A 19104-nucleotide genomic window follows, 5' to 3' on the forward strand; every position below is an offset into this window, starting at 1 on the left:
AGCGCCTTTAGGCACCTACGTGGTGCCCCGAATCTCCAAACCGGTTTGCAATCTAATCTCTTCGTGGACAGCTCTAAAGCACTTCATAGTATCGCTGGATAGCCCGCGCCATGAGTAAACGACGTTCGCTCAGAAAATCAAAGTAGCTAACGGAATCTACACTTTCTAAGCTCGCCGGTAACGCATTTTCCATCAAATTTTGTTCAAGATCAACGTCATCGACGATTTCCCCAAGGTCTAGAACTTGCTTCTCAATTTGTTGCTTTACACGTGCCAAGTAAACCGCTGGGGGCGCATCATTAATTGCGATATTAACGGCAGTCTCTGTCAAAGCGTAATTCGCAACCTGATTATACTCAGCCCTATCTTTGAGACCGGCCTTGATCAAGTAGTTTTTGGGCACGACGTGGTGAATGTCGCCAGAGTGCTGTTGCATCGTTGCAACTGTAATGTGCCTAGACAGGAAACCACGCGCACCGCCCGCGACTTGCGAGGCGATAAACGTTTGGAAGTAGGGGCTATTTGTACTCGTTGTCTCGAGATTCTGCGGCAGAGCCACCGACCAGAAGCTTTCACTCAGTTCAGAATTTTCGATCTGTGCTAAATATTCACCGGCTCCATGCTGGGTAATTCTGCGCATATCTTGTTCCCAAGTAGATTCAAAGCTACCGGAATGTCGGCCGGTAAGTGCAGACATCACGAACCAACGACGGGTTATACGTTTACGCTCCCCCTCACTCATTGATTTGTCTTGCCGCAGCTTCAGGTAAAGCGCGTACGCAAAGTTCAGTGCGTTTTTGGAATTGATAAGTTTTGACGATATAAAACCGGCAGACTTGATTAGCATGACGAAATTCTCGAACTGATATTTCGATGTAATTTCGAGCAGTGCCGCTTCGAGTTTGTCGTAAGCCATCGGAATGCGGGATTCATCAACCTTACGGCTTTCTGGGTCACGTCCTGAAAGTTCACTAACGATTGATGATGCTTTGCCCCGATTGAACCCTACTAATCCGGCAACGCGTACGATGTCGTTGTAACTTGGATCGTACAAATCTTCTGCATCGTCCTTAAGCCATTTAATTTTCGGCAGGTATTCAGACTGAGCGAACTCTGTATCATTTTCTGCAATGTCTTCATATGCATGTGGTGCCACCGACAGATGACAGAAGTAGTCGATCAACTTGCGAAGATTCCGGCCACGATCGCCATAAGTTGCAATCTTGCTCATCGCAAAATCCGCACTAGAAAGTGGTACTCCTTTTGAGTTAATACGAATGAAAATTTCAGAGACCGTCTCGACGTCTAGATCATCGCTTAGTGCAATAACCCCGATCTGGGCATTCTTGATCTCAGCAAGGCGACCGATGTTCTCGGCTGCAATGTCCTGGTCGACGCTCGGATTCTGATGAAGGTAGTTCCCCACGAATTTAAATGCGGCAGCACTCTTGAAGATCTCGCTTATATCCGGGATCCATTGAGGATCTTTCCTAATCACCGGCGTCAGGGTGGCGAATTCTTCCGTGACCGGGTTGAACGCAATAATAATGCGCTTCTTACTGTATTTCTTTGTCACTACTGGCATGCCCGCGACGGCCGCCTGAATTGCTGTCACCCGTTGTTGCCCATCAATCAAGATCTGTTGATGCGCAGCTGTTTTCCCACCTTTTAAATGTGCGCCAATAGATTGCCACGTGATTAGATAACCAACCGGATAACCGCAATAAAGCGAGTCCATGAGATCGCGAACTTTTACGCTGTCCCAGACAAAGGGGCGCTGTAGCTCAGGGATAGCAATTTGTTCGCTTTGCACCTGCGAAAGCAAGGTGCTCACGGGTAATTGATTAACGGTGTACTTTGCCAAAACGCGTCCTAATTTTTCGTGCTATCTTGCCTACCATTGATCTAATCTACAACGAGTGTGAACAGAATTTCGTCGCTTTCGCTGGTGAAAGCAACCTTCATCAAGGAAAGTGACGGGCAGCTGCGGTTATCCGTCAATTCCAGAGAATCATATTCTTCGGTACAGGGTAGTCTGCTTTGAGGCGATCGTGGACTCGATTGATCGAGCCAACGCGGCGTCCTTGATCAGAATCCCAAGTTCGACGTTTCGTTGTTCAGCGCTGTACGAGAAGTTCGCGCTGGTAAGTAAGATGATTTCACCATCGATAACGATGAACTTGGCGTGGCTGACAACACGTTTACCATCCAACACTGCAGACTCGTACACTGCAGCGTTTGGAAGCTGTCTCTTGACCTTGGCTCCATCAGCTTTATCGCCGTCGACATAGACCGTCACTCGAACTCCAGGCTGTTCTGATGCTTCCTTTAGCACTCCCCACATTTGTGAAGTCTCCTGAAAATTATATGTAGCGCACACCACGGATACTCGTGCAGCGCTGACAACACGATGAAACTCCCCCGTCAGATGGCCAACTTGGGCTTCGTTACCGGGCATAGTCCACACCGGAGTGAGATCTTTGGAGAGTGACTTTGCTCCAGCAATGGCGCGAAGAACGGCCACAAAACGATCACGATCTCCCTGGTTCAATCCGGCTTCAGTGAGCAAACGTCGCACTTCTGGTCTTCTCGTCGAGTTAACGGCTCCCAACGCACGCTGTGCGTGTAGTCCGCTGGCAAGTTGAGCCGCAAGCCCTTCAGCTTCGCTAGCCGTAAGAAACCGACCCAACTCCGCGAAAGAGTCAGATGGCATCAGCCCTCCCGAAGAAGCCAGACACGTTGTCACTATTTGCAGAAGGAAGATCAAGCAGGAAGCGTCGATCAAGGAACCGATTTGCTCGTTCGCAAGAGGTTTCAGAGGCGAACGAACAGCAGTGACACGCGGCCCCATGGAGGAAGTCTTCGGGATCGCTAGGTAAGCGAACAGCGCAAATGGGGTCAGAGGAACACCGGCTGGCACGTCTCAATGCGGACACTACTAAAGCGTGTAGACGTTCTGGAGCTGAGAGCGCGACCAAGCCACCGAGTGTTCCTTCGCTGTCCGAGGCCGTCGTGCAGATAAGCAGGCCAGCGGCAGCATCGCGATCGGGTCCTGCTGTCCAACCGTAAATGCGTTCCGTGAGACTTGCTGCACCATAACCACTCGACATTGCCATCTCGCGAATAAGCACGTGAGCAAGAGTATGAAGCAACCAGTACCGAGGAGCTGGAAGGCGCAGATCAGGATCGATCTGTTCGGCGGTCTCAGAGAATCTACGTGCGAAATTTCGACGGTGTGATTGCCGATGTGCTTTCCAAACCGAAGATCGAATGATCTCTTGTTCCCACAGTTCAACTGCATCGAGATCGAGTTGAAGGAATATCCCTTCGCCTCGGTCTTCGGTTGCTGGTATCCAGGTCGGCCGAGCGTTTCTTGTAAGTTTGACCAAACGCCCCGGAAGATCATTGACTCGATCCATCTCGTCCAGTCGAGTGAATCCCAAGACAGCGTTGACTTTCTTCATCTGGTTGACCGCCACGACTCGTTTAATTTGTGGATGCAACTCCGTCGAAAGTGGTACCTCAGTGACCATGAGGCCGTTGAGGTCTTCCTGTTGAGGGAAAAGCGTCGGCTTCTGAAGGTACCGCCATTCTGGTACCAAGAGATCAGTCGGGTCCCAATTGTCCCGTTTGTTCTCACGTACCTCATCGGGCTCGGCCGGGGCCAGCGCCTCTTTAACAGCTGCCGAAAGTTCGACGTCGTCAAGCTGCGTAAGATCTACCTTGCCCTCGGCTACGTCACGCAAGGTTTCCAGGTCGTCGGCATACCGAGTCAGCCGCTTTTCTCCCAGTTCGGCCCTTAGCTTTGCTGCGAGAATTTCCTTTACTTCTTTCTCGCTGCGTGGCATAACGATGATCGACTGAGTCGAAGCGAACCACAAATTAGACGCACCCATCATGATGAAGGCTGGACGAGCGTCGCATTCGCTATCGAAGTCTTCAAGATGCGGATGTCGCCCACGGCATAGTGAGGGTAGTTTTTCGCGACCTGCGGAACCTTGCGCCTCTGCCATGCCTCGTGTTTCTCTGCAGGCGACGCATGTGATGATCGATCCGACGCTCTTGCCCAAATTAGGGTCGCGCATCTGGAGGTCTGGGTTCTCAGCCTTGACACATTTCTGACCGCGATGAACCCAAAGATCATATGGGAACTCATCGAGGTGACCATTTGCGCAGGTCAGTAGGTGTGGAGCAGGAACTGCAGGTCGTCCTTGTTTCGAGCCTTTGTTATTGCCTCGTAGCCCTGGGCATCGTTCGTGGGTAAACTGAGCCTGATCAGGACGGAACGGTTGCGTGTTCTTGTAATTAAAACGTGTCAACGGCGCAAGAAGATTGCAACCAGTGCATCGCATCCACTGCGGGAATACGCGGGCAGGGATCCCAAGGTCTGTGCCTTCGATCGACGTCCCCATCTTCTTCGGCTGCCACGGGAACGGCCGTAATGCGGTGACCTGCGGCCCAAGATGCAAACGAACAACGTCTAGCAGACGAGGTTCGATAATGTTAGGGATATTCTCACGGCGTTTCCAGATCGGTTCCCAATCTCCGAGACCAGCAGGCATCACGGAGAAGTTGGGGAGATCCATGATGGCGCCTGGACCGTAGGTGTAAAGCAATGATGACGGTCGGGCAGACCCTACTTTGGCACGGTTCCTCCCACCTAGTCCCTCCTCTGCGTCACGCAGCGGATCGAGGGAAACTTCGCCGTTGTGCGGCATCTCGGCTTCTGGGTGCGGATCGATAAGTTCACTCATCAGTCTTCATCTCCTATCGGAAGCACCCAAGGTGTGACATTATCAGGCACACGGGCGTAGAGTCGATCCGCGACCGGACTAACTAAAACATTGATCTCAGGCTGTACTTCCCGCATCGAATTCGCTATGACGAACGGTGCGTCCTGAGCATTACTTCCCGAGGCAGTAACATTCTCAGGACTAATGATCAACGGCATGTACTTACCGTCGTTGCCAGTTCTCTCATACGCTAAGCCCTGGCGTTTACCTCGAGCGATTTTTGCACGGGCACTCCACCGTTCGATGCGGTTGGCAAGCAGATCATGAGCCTGCTTCGTCGCGTACTCGTCTTGTGATGCTGCGGCGATACGGTGCTTAAGTTTCTCTCCAAGGGCTTGCACCATTGCGAATTGGGAATCAATATTCCCAGCCGCTTTCTCCGGCGACAGGCCATTACTCACAGTCGCCTGTAGGACTCGGGCGACGCTTACAAGAAGACCGTCTATCCCCCGTCGCAGGGAAGTTGGAGAGTATGGGGTCACTGAAAGCGCTTCAACCTGGGCATAGAAAGTCTCATGATAGTGCTTGAACTGCTCGAAGTGTGCCAGATCGCGTGGACGGGCCCAATTACCGAGGGATACAACGAGTCCAGGGCGCTCACTGGAATCTCGACCGACACGGGATGATGCTTGAATGTACTCCGCCGTGTTCTTAGGCTGCCCAACAACGAGCATCAGCCCAAGTCGCTGTACGTCAACGCCAACTTGCAACATCGAGGTTGCGAGAACTACGTCGTAGGGCGCAATTTTTCGACCAGACTTCTTTTTCTCGCTGATACGTTTCTGAACGGCATCGGATGAGTCGTAGTCAGAATCGAATCCCAGCCCGAGCTGGTCGAGGGTCCGGCCAATTTGAGCCGAGGCGATACGCGAGGTCAGTTCGCCTACGTTCAAAGCACCGTAAGAACCCCAGCGTCGAGGAAAACCCGAGTCTTTACTAGGCTGGAAAACTCGGCTCTGCACGTCATCGGCAACGTACCGTGCCATACCCGCAAGCTCACGCGTCGCATTGAAGTACCCAACAAGAGTCATATACGGATCAGCAGCAGCAGCACCGGCTCGGTCCAGAAGCAGCTGTCCCGCTGATAGAAGCACCTGAGCAACACGGATCTCGGCGCTCGACAATCGGACGCCCTGGGCACTTACTCCGATGTAGCGACGGCCAGGGTTCTCTTCACTGATTTTGACCTCTTGCGAGAAGAATGTGTCTGCGACGTCGAGAACCTGCGGTGGGAATATCTCGACCATTCGCCCATAGAGCCCTCGTACTTGGTCTTGCGCATTACGCACCGTTGCAGTAGATGCAACGATCAACGGTTTCACCGGTGAATCGTCGGGCTTAGCCCATGACGAAAGTGTCTCGACCGCAACTTCAAACAGACCGACTGCGGTACCGAGCGCCCCGGTAATCAGGTGTAGCTCGTCTTGGATGATGAGGTCCGGAGGACGCAGTCGGCCTACCGGTATTACAGTCGTAGCAGGCAGCCTGCCCTTGATAGCGTTATGAGAGTCGCCCGTGCAGTGCCTGTAGTCGGCGTGGACATAGCCATGTCGTCCACACTTGCGGCTCACATAACCAAACAAAGAGGCTGCCTCACCTTCGCGAGCAAGCCGAGCGAATTTATCTACCGTTGCAATAACGAATGCCGGAGTTAGACGGTAGATTTCTTCGTCAACTGTGAGTACTGGCAATCCTTCTTCCACGCCACCTCCCTTGGAAAATGGACAGCGGGCTAAGTCCTCTCCGCAGTACACGAATATACGACGCTTGGTCTTGTCCGCGATGACGTTTGCGCCAGTAATCGGGGTACCGCACCACGGACAACGCTGAATCTGCAGTACCGTAAGCCTGTGGCCGTAGCCCTCGTTCACCCTCTTGAGTTGTTCGTCTGCCTCTTCAAAACGCTTTGGGCTTACGTCTGTACCGACCCAGAGTCCAATGCGGAAAGGCGTGGTACCCCATGTTGATACGTCTTCTAACCGAGCAAGTTCTGCTGCACAAACGAGTGTCGTTGCACGCTGAAATTGCTGCGAAGTAAGGAGCCGGAGCGTGTACCGCATTAGGACTGCAATACCGTCTCGACCGTCCAGTGGGCCATCGCTTGATTCAACGATGCCTTGTATACGCCGAATTGCGAACGTATATGCAGCGAGACCCAGATAGGCTTCAGTCTTACCGCCACCTGTCGGGAAGAATAGCAATTCAACGCGAGACAGATGTGGAGCGCTTCGAATCGGCTCGGACGGATCAGTAAGGGCTCCGAGCTGCATCAAGATGAACGCGAGCTGGAATGGACGCCAGGACGCAGCGTTCCGTCCACGTGCCTGAATTTTCTCTTGAGCGGCAGCAATGCTCAATGTTGCATCGACGGCGCGGGCAGCAGCAATTTGGGACTGAAGACGCTGATCACGCATCACCTTGTTCATAAATTGGAAACAGAGTAGAGCATCAGCATTCGTAGCAATGTGTTCAAGTCCTATTTGAAGGCGCTTATGTGCTTGTCTCGCATCACTCAGCGTTACGTCAGCAGCCTCTTGAAGGTGACTCGGAAGGCTCGTGGCGGTCACTGTTTGTTCCTCGATCCACTCACCGTATCCGGCGACCAAGGGCTCAAGGCCTAACCGCAGCGCCTTTGAAGTGGCCTTCGAAAGAACATCCATCGATAGCTCAGCTGCATCGACCGATCGTGCCTTTGTTTGAGGAGTCTCGCTTATCGGCAACCATGTCGTCTGGACCGACGTTGCGCGCCGCGAACCATCCTTGACGACCCAGTCAGCCGAGCAAGTGCGCCCGATGGCGTACTCCAAACGATTGCGGTACTGGAGATTGAGTCGTTTGAGTTCCTCGTCGTGCTCAGGCCATTCTTGCTCAACCATGTCCTGAACAGGGAGGAACACTTCGGCACCGCCACTATCGACGGTGAGCTTGGTTTGGAATAACCACATGTTCGAGGGGATAGGCATCGGGGTTTCACGGTCATTGCATAGCGCGATCTCGATCAACGTTCGTTCGTAGGCGGGGTCGTCGTAGCGGTCGATACGAAGAACGATCGACTCACGCAGTTCAATACTGGACGTCTTTCCGGGCTCAACAGTAGAAAGGTGGATCAAGCGGACTTCCTCAACTGGCGTGCGCTGGTATTCCCGGATTGGGAGGCCGCTCTTGGAGGTCTTGTCAGTTTCGACGGTTTCGTAGGTACCCCATGAAGCGGTAACGGAGATCGTTTTTTGATCCGTCGGGACTTGGAAGCGAAGCCCCATAGATGCCGGGATCATCAAACCTTGTTTGGGTGCACGGTCCTCAACGTCATCGTCGTCCGCATCAACTTCACTATCGTCAGCGGAGGGCGCAGGAACACCTCGTCCTTCCGAGACGGCTTCGTCGTTCGTGCGAACTTCTATAAGGTCATTCCCGTCATCGCCATCGGCCGCTACAATCGAACCGGTGAGTTTGACGGGTGCGATGTGCCCCACGAGGTAATGGGATCGTGGACTGAACGGGAGTCGCTCTTGTGACCCGTGGATCGGACCTAGCAACTCCCGTTCTAAGATGTCTACGAGATTTTCACGAACAGCGTATGAAGATCCATCAAGCTCTTGTGCCAGTTCATACTTTGCCGGCGACTGTTCTGCTGTCTGCTTTATGTTCTGCCCCATAAATATCAATTCTGGCATTAACTACCGGCAATTATGGATGTACCTCGTCTGATCCGTTCGAAACGACGTTCCATTCGAGCAGAATTCGTTCTTCATCGAATCGTCGTCCTACGACGCCGCGACGTAGCCGCAGCTTGGCAATCTGCGAGGCAAGGATGATTCGCCGCTCGAGGTCGTTGCTGCCTGCGACTGCCCAGTATGCGGCCACTGTTGATCCTCGATAGGGCTTATCTCCACGCTCGCTGAGCAATCGTTCGGCCAGATATGGATCGAGTCGAGAGCGCCCGATGACTTGCCGGCATTTAGGGCAATAAAGCACTGGTTTTTGCTGGTTCGAGCCTCGACACATGAGCACGTCACAGCCGTCGCAAGTGACCAACCTTGAAAGCCACGGACTTGTCTCGATACGTTCACTTCGCTTCTTAGCTTGCGGCGATATACGAGTATCAAGTTGAACTTGTAGGTTAGCGAACTCGGTGTAACTCAGCACCGCTAGACGTTCGCTGATCACTGGATTCCCCAAATCGTCACGGTAGACAGCGAACGGATCGACGCGTCTACCGCTTTTGCCACGTCCAGGATTATGAGGTGTCATACCTCCTATCGCTGGGTTCCTAAGAATACCGTCAACTGTTTGGCGGTTCCACGCCGTGCTTTGGGAGCGTCTGCGTTCCATTGATCCATTTGGCAGGGGTGCCTTCTCCCGTGTTAGCCAGGTGGAAATAGAGTTCACCGTGTCGCCGGCCTGCGCTTTGGCGATAATTTTCTCTAGCCAAGGGAACCTAATCGAATCTATACCTAGGACCCAACCCGCTCCACTATCATTCTCCACCGCTTTGTAACCGTACGGTGTGCCCCCTCCTCCCCAACGACCTTCACGTAGAAGTTGGAGACGGGCGGCACGAACACGCGCTCGGATGGCTTCGGCCTCCATCTCGCCGAAGACTGCCAACATGACTGCGAAAGCCCTTCCCTGTGGACTGGTCATGTCGATGGGATCATCAACCGCTACTAGACCAGCGCCCTTGGCTTGGAGGGCTTCATCGGCGTGTAGAAAATCGAGAACTCGCCGAGCGAGGCGGTCAACTTTCCATATAATCACGGCATCGAAGTCACCTAATTCGAGGAGTGCAGACCACCCCTTGCGATCTTCGGGCCGATTAACTGTGGCCGAAACTCCATCATCAATAAACTCGCCGCGTACCTCCCACCCTCGGGCTTCGGCGTAACTTCGACATGACTGAAGCTGGCGGGCGATCGAGACAGATTCTTCTTTGGTGATGCTGAGCCGGGCATAGATTACGCACCGTCGTTCTTGATTTGTATTCACAACTACAATCTCATCGAATGTACATGTCCTTTGGTATCTGCGTGACGGCACTGTTGCAGGCAAATGGGACTCTTGGACTAATTGCGACCAATACGGTTGCGCAAGGAGATACTCGAGAAGTCGGGCTGCAAGCGATGGTTGACAACGGATTCACAATTACACGTGCAATCCAATCACGTCCTTGGCCAGCGGCAAGTGCCAATCTGGAATACGCTGCAGTCTGGGGTACTCGTGGAGAAGTGCCAGACGAGGTACCGCGCACTGCCGACAACAATGTGGTCCGTCGGATCAGTACCTTGCTCGAACCAGTTGGACGGGTTGAAGGAAACCCACTTCGTCTTGAAGAGAACAAAGGAGTCGGCTTCCAAGGTTGCATTGTTCTTGGAAAAGGATTTGTTTTAGATGAATTGCAGGCGCAAGAGTGGATTGCCTCCGATACGCGCAATGCTGAGGTACTGTTTCCGTATCTCAATGGCGAAGACTTGAACTCGCGACCCGACAGCTCTGCTTCTCGTTGGGTCGTGGATTTTAACGACAGATCCGAGCATGAATCGGCGATCTTTGTGCTGCCTTTTGCTCGCCTCGAAGACCTTGTAAGACCAGAACGCAGGAGATTAAAAGGGGATGGTTCATTCGCGCTTAGGCGCCCGCTTCCAGAACGGTGGTGGCAATACGGTGAAAAACGTCCAGCATTGCGCAAAGCGATCGCAGGCTTTTCTGAGGTGCTGGTCATCGCACGTGTCAGCAAGACTGTTATGCCAATTCGAGTAGCCACTGGTCAAGTGATGAGTGAAGCATGTGTAGTTTTTGCCACGGATAATTACGGTGACCAAGCTGTCTTGTCGTCAAGTTTGCACCAAATTTGGGCGATTACCTACGGATCGGGATTACGTAACGATCCACGATATACGCCGTCTGATGTATTTGAAACATTCCCGCGACCAAACATCACCGAAGCATTAGTGGGGGTGGGACGTGTACTTGAGGAGGAGCGTAGAGCCATTATGCTTCGTCGCAACCTTGGGATGACGAAAATCTACAACTTAGTAAATGACCCTGCAGTCAACGATGCCGTGGATGATGACATAGCTCGACTACGTCACCTTCATGCTGAGCTTGACCAGACTGTCCTCCACGCATATGGCTGGCACAACATCGACCTCGAACATGGTTTTCACGAATATAGGAAAATGGAACGCTGGACGATCAGTCCCAGTGCTCGCATAGAAATTCTTGACCGATTGTTGGAAGAAAATCATAGACGCGCACAAACAGGAGTTATAAATCCCGATAGTCACCACGTGCAGCGGATGACTGATAATACAGAGGCTACGGCGCTCTTCGACTGACAGAAACCACTTTCTAAATCTGTGGTCAATCAAACAGTCTAGCAACTACGACTTTCTTTCCGTCCGCCCTGGATTGTCGTTGATCCGTATTTAGAGCAAGAGAATGCCTTCTGTGATTTTCGCTTAATAGTCGGTCTAACAGCTCTGTACGTATTTCCGTACTGGGCATCCAGCGCTCCATCTTTCTATAGGAGTGAAAATCATGAGTCACCTCCAGATCAAGCCAACCGAATGCGTTTACCACAGCCGCATCAATTTCTGCGTGTATCTCGCGCATCCGACCAATATCTGAATCTTCGGTAACGGTCGAATCATTTACCAAGTTGTACAACTTGGTCAGACCAAGTTTACGACGAAGCATTATTTCTCGCCTTTCTTGATCTAGTACATGGCCAATTGTTGACAGGCGATTTGTTGGCTCAGGGAGCGGGAATGTCTCGAAGGCATCGGATGGCGCGTAGTTGACACGTGACTCGAGCGTCGAACTATATTTCACAGACCATGCCCAATGCAATGATGACGACAAGACTGCTTGAGTCGCGAAGGATGAAGTCGCGAACACTGCCAGCCTGTGTGCGAAGACCTGACTGGTTGATACACGCATTGGCATAACAGTCTTGCTGACAAGCGCGATGACAAGCACTTCAGATAAACCTGCGATCGCCATTCGCATCGCCGGTCGTGTCCTGAGAAACATCCACCACGGCATTTCCCGAACAGCTTTGGGCTTCGACAAACGTTCTTGTTTAACCCTCGCTTCGAGACGTTCAAACGGAAGTTTATACATCGAAGCTGCCGATTCGGTTTTGTTGTTGAAATCAATCACCCAACGTGTTGCTGACGAGTCGGGTTCCGAGTTCAAGTCTTCGCCATTGAGATACGGAAACAGTACCTCAGCATTGCGCGCATCGGAGGCAATCCACTCTTGCGCCGTTTCTTTGTCGATGACAAAACCCATGCCGAGTACATAGCAACCGATGAATCCTATGCCTGTATTTTCAGTTAGTTTCAGTGGGTTTCCTTCAACCCGTCCAACTGGTTCGAGCAAGGTACTGATCCGACGGACCACATTGTTGTCGGCAGTGCGCGGTACCTCGTCTGGCACTTCTCCACGAGTACCCCAGACTGCAGCGTATTCCAGATTGGCACTTGCCGCTGGCCAAGGACGTGATTGGATTGCACGTGTAATTGTGAATCCGTTGTCAACCATCGCTTGCAGCCCGACTTCTCGAGTATCTCCTTGCGCAACCGTATTGGTCGCAATTAGTCCAAGAGTCCCATTTGCCTGCAACAGTGCCGTCGCACGGAGGAAGAAGTAGGCTACAAGGTCCGCGCTACCTCGTCGACCATCTGCGATGATGTTTACGAACCAGTCCCTGATATTCGTGCCCATCGCTCCTGTGAGTTTCTGGCCGCCAAGGAAGGGCGGATTTCCAATAATGGCGTCAAATCCGCCATTGTTAATAACATCCGGAGCTTCGACTATCCAGTGCAAGGGCTGCCATCTGGCGTAGTCAGTCTCTACAGTCGGGGTGAGCCCGGATTCGATAATTTTACCTAGGAAACTGCTGTCACCATGGTTAGTTGATGGGTACGCCCGGCGCACTGCCTCGTGGAGGTTCGCATACGCAGCATCGCGGGGTTTTCCGGGTTTGCCTCCCAATTCGAGACCTGCGGCAATGATTCCGTCCGCAATCCGACGCAAGTCTGCCGTAACCTGCTGGAAATTGGAGAGTTGACGTCGCTTCGCAGCGCTACTGCGAGCAGGATCGCTGTCCATAATTTCACCAAGCAGCTGGCGACGAAGCTCTGTAGCTCGCTGGATGATCGAGTCAACATCGACTTCGAAGACACTTAACATGGGTGCGACCGAATATTTGGGGTCGATGTTGAGTTGACGGAGCTGTCGGAGATCAGTGACGCCGAGGAGCGAGTTTCCATGAAATATCTTGTCGTCAACGAAAGAGAAAGGCATATCGCGATCGAGTGAAACGAGCCAAAGAGAAAGTTTGCACATCTCGACTGCCATGTCGTTGATATCAGCACCGTAAAGACAATTCGCGACAACTTTGCGCATCGCGATGTTATAGAGATCTTTGCGACCCCCAAACTCAGATCCTTCACTCGTCCAAGCCTCAACGACTCGTTCCGCAAGATAGCGTGCGGCAGCAACAAGGAACGCTCCCGACCCACAAGCGATATCAACAATCTTAAGTGACAGCAACTCGGCGGAGTTCTTGATTATCCACTCTGTCTCGTTAGCTGTTTGATGCGGCCCTGGCGAGTAGCATAGCGGTTGCAAAGCATGACGAACGACTTCCTCGGCAAGCGGTTTAGGCGTGTAGTGGGCACCAGCATTCTTTCGCGACGGCGTTTCAGTCACAAGTAGCCCTTGCGCAAGCACAACAAAAGGTCGACTGCGTAGATCAAGCCGGATCAAACCGAGCCATGGCTTTACCCGGTCACGAAGTTCGTGGTTGTCTCTCACGGCCTGAGTGAGAGCGCTAATGATATGCGGCTCTACCCGAGTTGCCAATGCTTTTGCAATTGCAGCCACAGTCTGCGGGGTCGCCGATGGTTGATCCTCTGTGACGAACTTACGGATTTCAGCAGCAAGCTTTTTTGGTTCCGGATTCTCGGCTGCAAGTGCTTCGAGTTTGGCGAGCGGGATCTCGGGTTCCTCACCTAGTTTACCTTTCAGACCCACAATGAACTCGGTAGCGATCGTCGCCGTATAACCGATTAAGCCCTCGTAAATGTACCCAATCTGCTCAACGTCTATATCGCGGAAAGAAATTTGTCGAGCTTGTCCTTTGATATCAGCAACCTGCACTGATCGGAGCACATGAAGCATGACTCGGTCGGATACAGTGAGCGCGAGAGTTCCCTGTTCAGTAGTCATGGTGAGAAACGGGAATCGATCTGCATCGAAAAGCGATCCACCATAGGCCGGCATCCGAAGGTTTTCGAAGCTAGCACCTTGATACAAGGTCTGGCTCGTGGCGAGAAGTCTATGCCAAGTGAAGGAGGTAGAGTCAAGACTTTCTTCGCCCTCCTCGCTCTTTCGATTTTGGAGTCGCTCCATCTCCTGCGCGATTCCATAGCCCTGCGAGAAAAGTTCGCCGGCTGGCAACAATCCACGCTCCTCAGCGAAGAGGAGGAAGACCGACCGCATCATTACAGTGACGGCAGCTTCGTATGCATCGTGGGTGTCCTGCGGCAGCGGACTATCAAGACCTCTGGACCGAGCCTCCGCATCAGACTCGGAAAATGACTGGATCAGCAGTTCTACTGCTCGACGTACCTGAGCACCTAGTGCCTCAGTAATTTCTTCTGCGGCCGCAATAGACTCCTCAAATAACGCTGGAAGTCGTTCTTCCTTGATCCCACCGATGAGGTACTGGCGGTCAAGTAAGGTGAAGAATGCGTCTCGAGTTCGTGCCTCTTCGGTCCAGGTCAAGGCATCGACGATGCCCGAAGCAGTCATAGCCCCATCACGAGCTGAAACTAGTCCCCACCAACGTCCATCCGTTACGAAACCGATTTCGATACGGTTGGCACGGAGCATAGCCTCAAGGCGGTCGATGGGAGTTGCAGCCCACAAATCTCCGGGAGTTTGACGCAACGAGTCTGTCGGATCGACAATATGCACAATTGCGCCAATTCCATCTGGTCCAACCAGCGCGGCCTGCGCCTTGACTGTCACGCCCCGGTTCGGTGACGTCGCTTGGATATCGGTCGAAGTACCCCAGTTGAGCGTCTCTGCCCATCCCGCGACATCGCGGAAAACGGTGTGCACCCATTTATCACGCGCCACACGGTAGGCATCCAACGCCCCATCAGCCGCGGGGTCAAGGTCAAAACGCTCCCATGCAGTCTCGAACGGCTTGCGTGCGTCGTTGAGTGCCTCACGGCGATCAGCGGCAAGTTCGGGCATCCCCTGTGGCCAAACTCGTTTCAGCGGTGGAATTGCGATGAACGGACCATCCGTGTCGACTAGTTCGAGCCATGCACGATGCTGATCGGCGGCGTTGATCGGGTTGGTGCCTAGCGTCGTCGTACGTGCCATTACTCGGTCCATCCTTTTGCATCTGCGTGGGTCAGCGCAAAGACGACTGCAGCTGCCGTCGTGTGCGGTTTGATGTCGGAGTATCTATCTGTGATTGCTTCGATCTCTCGAGCCTCTTCGTCATCGAGTTCTTCGAGACGGTTGCTCATCGCTTCCAAGTCCCGACGCCACTGACGCTGTTGGTCGTGATCGGTGAAGAGCTGGTTCTGGGCTTCTGATTCGTCGGCGCGGAGTCGGTTGAGCGAGTCGCGGAGGTTAGCGCGAAACGCCGCGAAGATCTCACGAGCGCGCTGGATATCAGCCGCCTGACGCTTGGACAGCTGTTCTGTAACGGCCTCTTGACGACGCTGAGCACGAACTTGAATGGACTCTTCGAGGCGCTGACGAAGCGGGGCCTCGGGTACATTCCATAGTTCACACAACTGGGTTCGCACCTGGACATCTGCCTGCGAAAGCCTGTTTTGATCGAGCGCAGCGTCGAGCGCGTCTTCAGCTTTGGACTCAGCCATGGCTCTGCGGCCCTTTAGACGGACCCCTGCTAGGAAAACTTCCTCGTGCAGACGGACTCCGCCACGACCAACAAGAACCATTCGAGTGACGGCTGAGACGAAAGACTCTTCAAGTTCATCAACGACAACGGCGGTGACGCGGTTAATTGAAGAGTCTAAGCTCCAGAGCGAACGCCGTAATAAGCGCTGGGCTTTCTGGACTATGGGGTGGCCAAGGTGGACATAGACGAGATCTGAACGGTTTTCGGCGGCAGTGGCGTCGAATGTTATCGGACGCTTCACCTCGGGGTTGAGCCGGGTCGGAAGACCACGAAGTGCATCTTGCCAGCCTGCAGTGAGCACAGGCACAGTGAAAACTTCCGCGTCGGTGTCTTGGGCGAACTCGTGGTTCACGATTAATTCGGCCTGATGGTTGATCTTCAAAGCGGTGTCGACGACGCGACGTAGGTTCGCCGGGTCCAAGTGCATCTCGGATCGTGATTCGTCGTATCCCTGCTCAAGCTGAGTGAGGCGAGCGTTAAGTTCTATGCCGCCCGCTAAGGCGTTGGTAATCATCTGGTTGGGGTCGTTCCGTTTTGCTTTACTCTGGATCTGACGCTGTCCAAAGTGTTCTTGAATTTCCTCGCCTACGACTTGGTTTGCGGATCCGAGATCGTATTGAACTTGAGCAATCTTTCGAGCGATACGCTCCATGAAGCTAAGGTCAGCTGCATAGGTGGAAGAATCAGCGTCAGGAACGAAGTGGAAGATCTCTGGTTCTTCCTGCTGGCCGTAACGGTCGATGCGGCCAATACGTTGCTCTAGGCGTGACGGGTTGAACGGGATATCGAAGTTGATCAGTCGGTGGCAATACGTTTGGAGGTCGATACCTTCGCCTGCCGCGTCCGTGGCGAGTAGTACTCGGACCGGCTCTTTGGATGGATTCTCAGTAAATTGTGAACGGATATACTCTCGCTCTTCGGGCTTTGTGGCTCCTTGGATCACTGCCAGCCGGTGACGGTCATAGCCTCGCTGATTTAATACACGAGTAATCCAGTCGATCGTGTCGGCATACTCAGTAAAGACGACGACGCGTTCATTAGTCCACGTCTTGCCATCGGGTCGGCAGATCGCATCGAGGAATTGGATGAGCGAATCCAACCGCGAGTCTGCGCGACTTTCGTAGCTCAACCCCCAGGTCGCGAGCCGATCGAGTTGCTCTGGCGCAGCCGCGACCAGTGGATCTGATCCCTTGGAGTCACGGAGTTTGCCTGACTCCTCTTGTTCCCAGAGGCCTTCCTCTTCATCAGACTGCCCTTCGCCGAAAATATCGTCGTAGTCTTCTGCGTTTAGCCCACGGCCGGACTTTGAACTGATGTAATTTCTAAGCGTTGTGCCAAAGGCAAAGGGACTAGAGAGAAAGCGTTTCTTCAGCAACATGGTGACAATGTCACCATTGGATCGAGTGCCGTTTTGTTTTGCGCTCTTTTTCACGATTTTATCAAGCAACAAGAACATTTCTTGCTCATCGTTTTTCGTCGTGACTGGGAGAGAACTCACAGAGCGATTCTTGAATCCCTTGCCTTTAATATCGGTCTTGAGCCTACGTACAGTGACATCTTTTAGCGCCGTCGGATCAAGATTGGCACCACGAGCGAAACGACGAGGGTCAATCATCTCCATAAGCGCGGTAAACGACTCGGGATGACCGTTGTGAGGGGTGGCGCTTAGGAACAGCCTGTGTTCGCACTTCTCCGCAAGCTGTCGCACCGCGACGGTTCGCTGGGTATCGACGGCATACCCGCGACCACCGGCGATCACGGAGGGACTCGATGGCGCAATGTGGTGAGCCTCATCGACCACAAGGATATCGAAGGCGTAGCGATTTCCGACCTTCGGGTTGTTTGCTTGAGAGTAGATGTCGCGCAGGAGTCGCTGCGCACGAACCTGCGGAAGCCAGGCCATACTCACGATGACTCGAGGGAAGATCTGGAAAGGGTTCGCGTGTAGACCGTGTGATCGGCGAAGTTCAGTCATTAAGTCCGAGTTCACAATTGTGAACTCCAGACCGAATTTCTCTCGCATTTCATCCTGCCATTTAAGCGACAGGCTCGGCGGACAGACAATCACCGCGGTACGAGCACGGTGACGTAAAAATAACTCTTGAATAACGAGGCCAGCCTCAATGGTCTTGCCAAGACCAACGTCATCGGCGAGCAAGAGGTTCGTACGCGGCGCTCCAAGCGCCCGGCGCAGCGGCTCCAACTGATAGGCTTCTACGTTCGCTCCTGACCAGAACGGCGCTTGGTATCGATTTGGGTCGGCACTCGTGACTGCCCCCCAACGCATGGCATCGATGAACCCGGCAAGCGTCACCGGATCATCAAAAGCATCCGGCGACACGACTTCTGGCAGCCCTTGGTCAGGGGCAACGATTTGACCGACTTCAAGCTCCCAGACAACTGAGAGCTTGTCGCCGAGTCGATCCTCATCAAGCGACTGCAGATCTACAACATGCGAGAGCAGTGCTTTGTTGTCATCAGCAGGGCTTCGTGGCAGGCCCTGAGCCTGAACGTTGGTCACGGCCCATGTGGAGCCCCGAACTTCGACGATTTGTCCACTTTCCGGAATATGGGGACGACCAGCAGTCAGGCCGGACGTAGCAGTAGCGCTCTCACTCATATTCATTGTGCTCTTTTCAAAAAAATTAGTGGACAACGGTTTTCAGGATGCAGTGCGCACTGAGGATCACTGATTTCAAAGTCTTCAATCCCCCTGCCGGTCGTCAATCGATGTTCCCAGCATTGCCGGAGGAAACGCATGCAAAGCCGGTGTCAATGGTGATGACTAGTCGCGGCGATGTCATCAACTGGCAACCAAGTTTCACTCACGCTGGGCTGCAACATACTCGACGCTCAACGATGGCTAAGTTATCTTGTCCGATCCTACCGAAGGCGACCCCGATAAGCAGGGATTCCAGCTGAGGGCCGAATATTGCTTTCGAGGAAAACAAATCAAAGCAAGCGGTACACGCAATCCACACTGAAATTGGCACGACGGCATATCAGTCCGCCTAGTCTCTCGTAGTTCGTCGGCGGCTATACACGGAAGTGCAGATCACGCGTGACTCGCGTCTAATGCGTCCTAATCAATGAAAGCGCGAATTACTCCTGCCTGCCAGTTGTGAAGCCTGCTGGCAGGAGTAATTCCGAAGGTTAATAGCGCGGTGATCACGTACTAGAAGACGCTTTGTAGTTATCGGTTGTACATGTCTACCCCGGCTACCTCTCCGAGCACATGTTGTGGGAGCATCGAGAAGGTCGTTTCGACCATATTTGTAGAGAATTTGTCGCCCGCTTGGGGCATCTGATTGTCTAGCGCATTTCCATTTAGTGTCAATGCGACACCGAGATTCAATT

At 53.0% G+C, this 19104-nt stretch carries 8 protein-coding genes and 1 pseudogene; 1 reads left to right on the forward strand and 8 read right to left on the reverse strand.

Annotated features, from left to right (window positions below; translation table 11 throughout):
* Positions 1–73 precede the first annotated feature (73 nt).
* The 6 genes and pseudogenes from LG294_RS12295 to LG294_RS12320 form a co-directional block, all read right to left on the reverse strand.
* A complete protein-coding gene (locus LG294_RS12295; protein ID WP_404286121.1) occupies positions 74–1864 on the reverse strand; it encodes a DUF262 domain-containing protein in 1791 nt (596 codons plus the stop codon).
* 147 nt (positions 1865–2011) lie between these two features.
* On the reverse strand, positions 2012–2713 hold the full coding sequence (gene drmC / locus LG294_RS12300) for a DISARM system phospholipase D-like protein DrmC (RefSeq protein ID WP_404286123.1): 702 nt from the start codon (positions 2711–2713) through the stop codon (positions 2012–2014).
* The gene (gene drmB, locus LG294_RS12305) at positions 2703–4754 is read right to left on the reverse strand and encodes a DrmB family protein (RefSeq protein ID WP_404286125.1); all 2052 of its coding nucleotides are present in this window, start codon (positions 4752–4754) and stop codon (positions 2703–2705) included. Before drmB ends, drmC begins: the two co-directional genes overlap by 11 nt.
* On the reverse strand, positions 4754–8449 hold the full coding sequence (gene drmA / locus LG294_RS12310) for a DISARM system helicase DrmA (protein ID WP_404286127.1): 3696 nt from the start codon (positions 8447–8449) through the stop codon (positions 4754–4756). The genes drmB and drmA overlap by 1 nt, the downstream gene beginning before the upstream one ends.
* Positions 8450–8480: 31 nt before the next feature.
* Positions 8481–8657, reverse strand: a complete 177-nt coding sequence (locus LG294_RS12315; protein ID WP_404291834.1) for a hypothetical protein — start codon at positions 8655–8657, stop codon at positions 8481–8483.
* Between the two features lie 396 nt (positions 8658–9053).
* Positions 9054–9830 (reverse strand): annotated as a pseudogene (locus tag LG294_RS12320) (recombinase family protein); the annotation flags it as partial.
* Between LG294_RS12320 and LG294_RS12325 the strand changes: the two are divergent.
* A complete protein-coding gene (locus LG294_RS12325) occupies positions 9803–11128 on the forward strand; it encodes a type IIL restriction-modification enzyme MmeI (RefSeq protein ID WP_404286129.1) in 1326 nt (441 codons plus the stop codon). The pseudogene LG294_RS12320 and the gene LG294_RS12325 overlap by 28 nt on opposite strands.
* A gap of 25 nt (positions 11129–11153) precedes the next feature.
* On the opposite strand, the gene LG294_RS12330 is transcribed toward LG294_RS12325, so the two are convergent.
* Entirely contained in the window at positions 11154–15197 is a 4044-nt protein-coding gene (locus LG294_RS12330; RefSeq protein ID WP_404286131.1) for an Eco57I restriction-modification methylase domain-containing protein, read from the reverse strand.
* The gene (gene drmD, locus LG294_RS12335; protein WP_404286133.1) at positions 15197–18403 is read right to left on the reverse strand and encodes a DISARM system SNF2-like helicase DrmD; all 3207 of its coding nucleotides are present in this window, start codon (positions 18401–18403) and stop codon (positions 15197–15199) included. The genes LG294_RS12330 and drmD overlap by 1 nt, the downstream gene beginning before the upstream one ends.
* Positions 18404–19104: the final 701 nt, after the last annotated feature.

Source organism: Glutamicibacter arilaitensis (assembly GCF_044793945.1).
GTDB classification, from domain to species: Bacteria; Actinomycetota; Actinomycetes; order Actinomycetales; family Micrococcaceae; genus Glutamicibacter; species Glutamicibacter arilaitensis_B.

Coding starts and splice junctions, on each gene's coding strand:
- drmA (WP_404286127.1), bottom strand. CDS start 8,449: ATGGGGCAGAACATAAAGCAGACAGCAGAACAGTCGCCGGCAAAGTAT.
- LG294_RS12325 (WP_404286129.1), top strand. CDS start 9,803: ATGTCCTTTGGTATCTGCGTGACGGCACTGTTGCAGGCAAATGGGACT.
- drmB (WP_404286125.1), bottom strand. CDS start 4,754: ATGAGTGAACTTATCGATCCGCACCCAGAAGCCGAGATGCCGCACAAC.
- drmC (WP_404286123.1), bottom strand. CDS start 2,713: ATGCCATCTGACTCTTTCGCGGAGTTGGGTCGGTTTCTTACGGCTAGC.
- LG294_RS12330 (WP_404286131.1), bottom strand. CDS start 15,197: ATGGCACGTACGACGACGCTAGGCACCAACCCGATCAACGCCGCCGAT.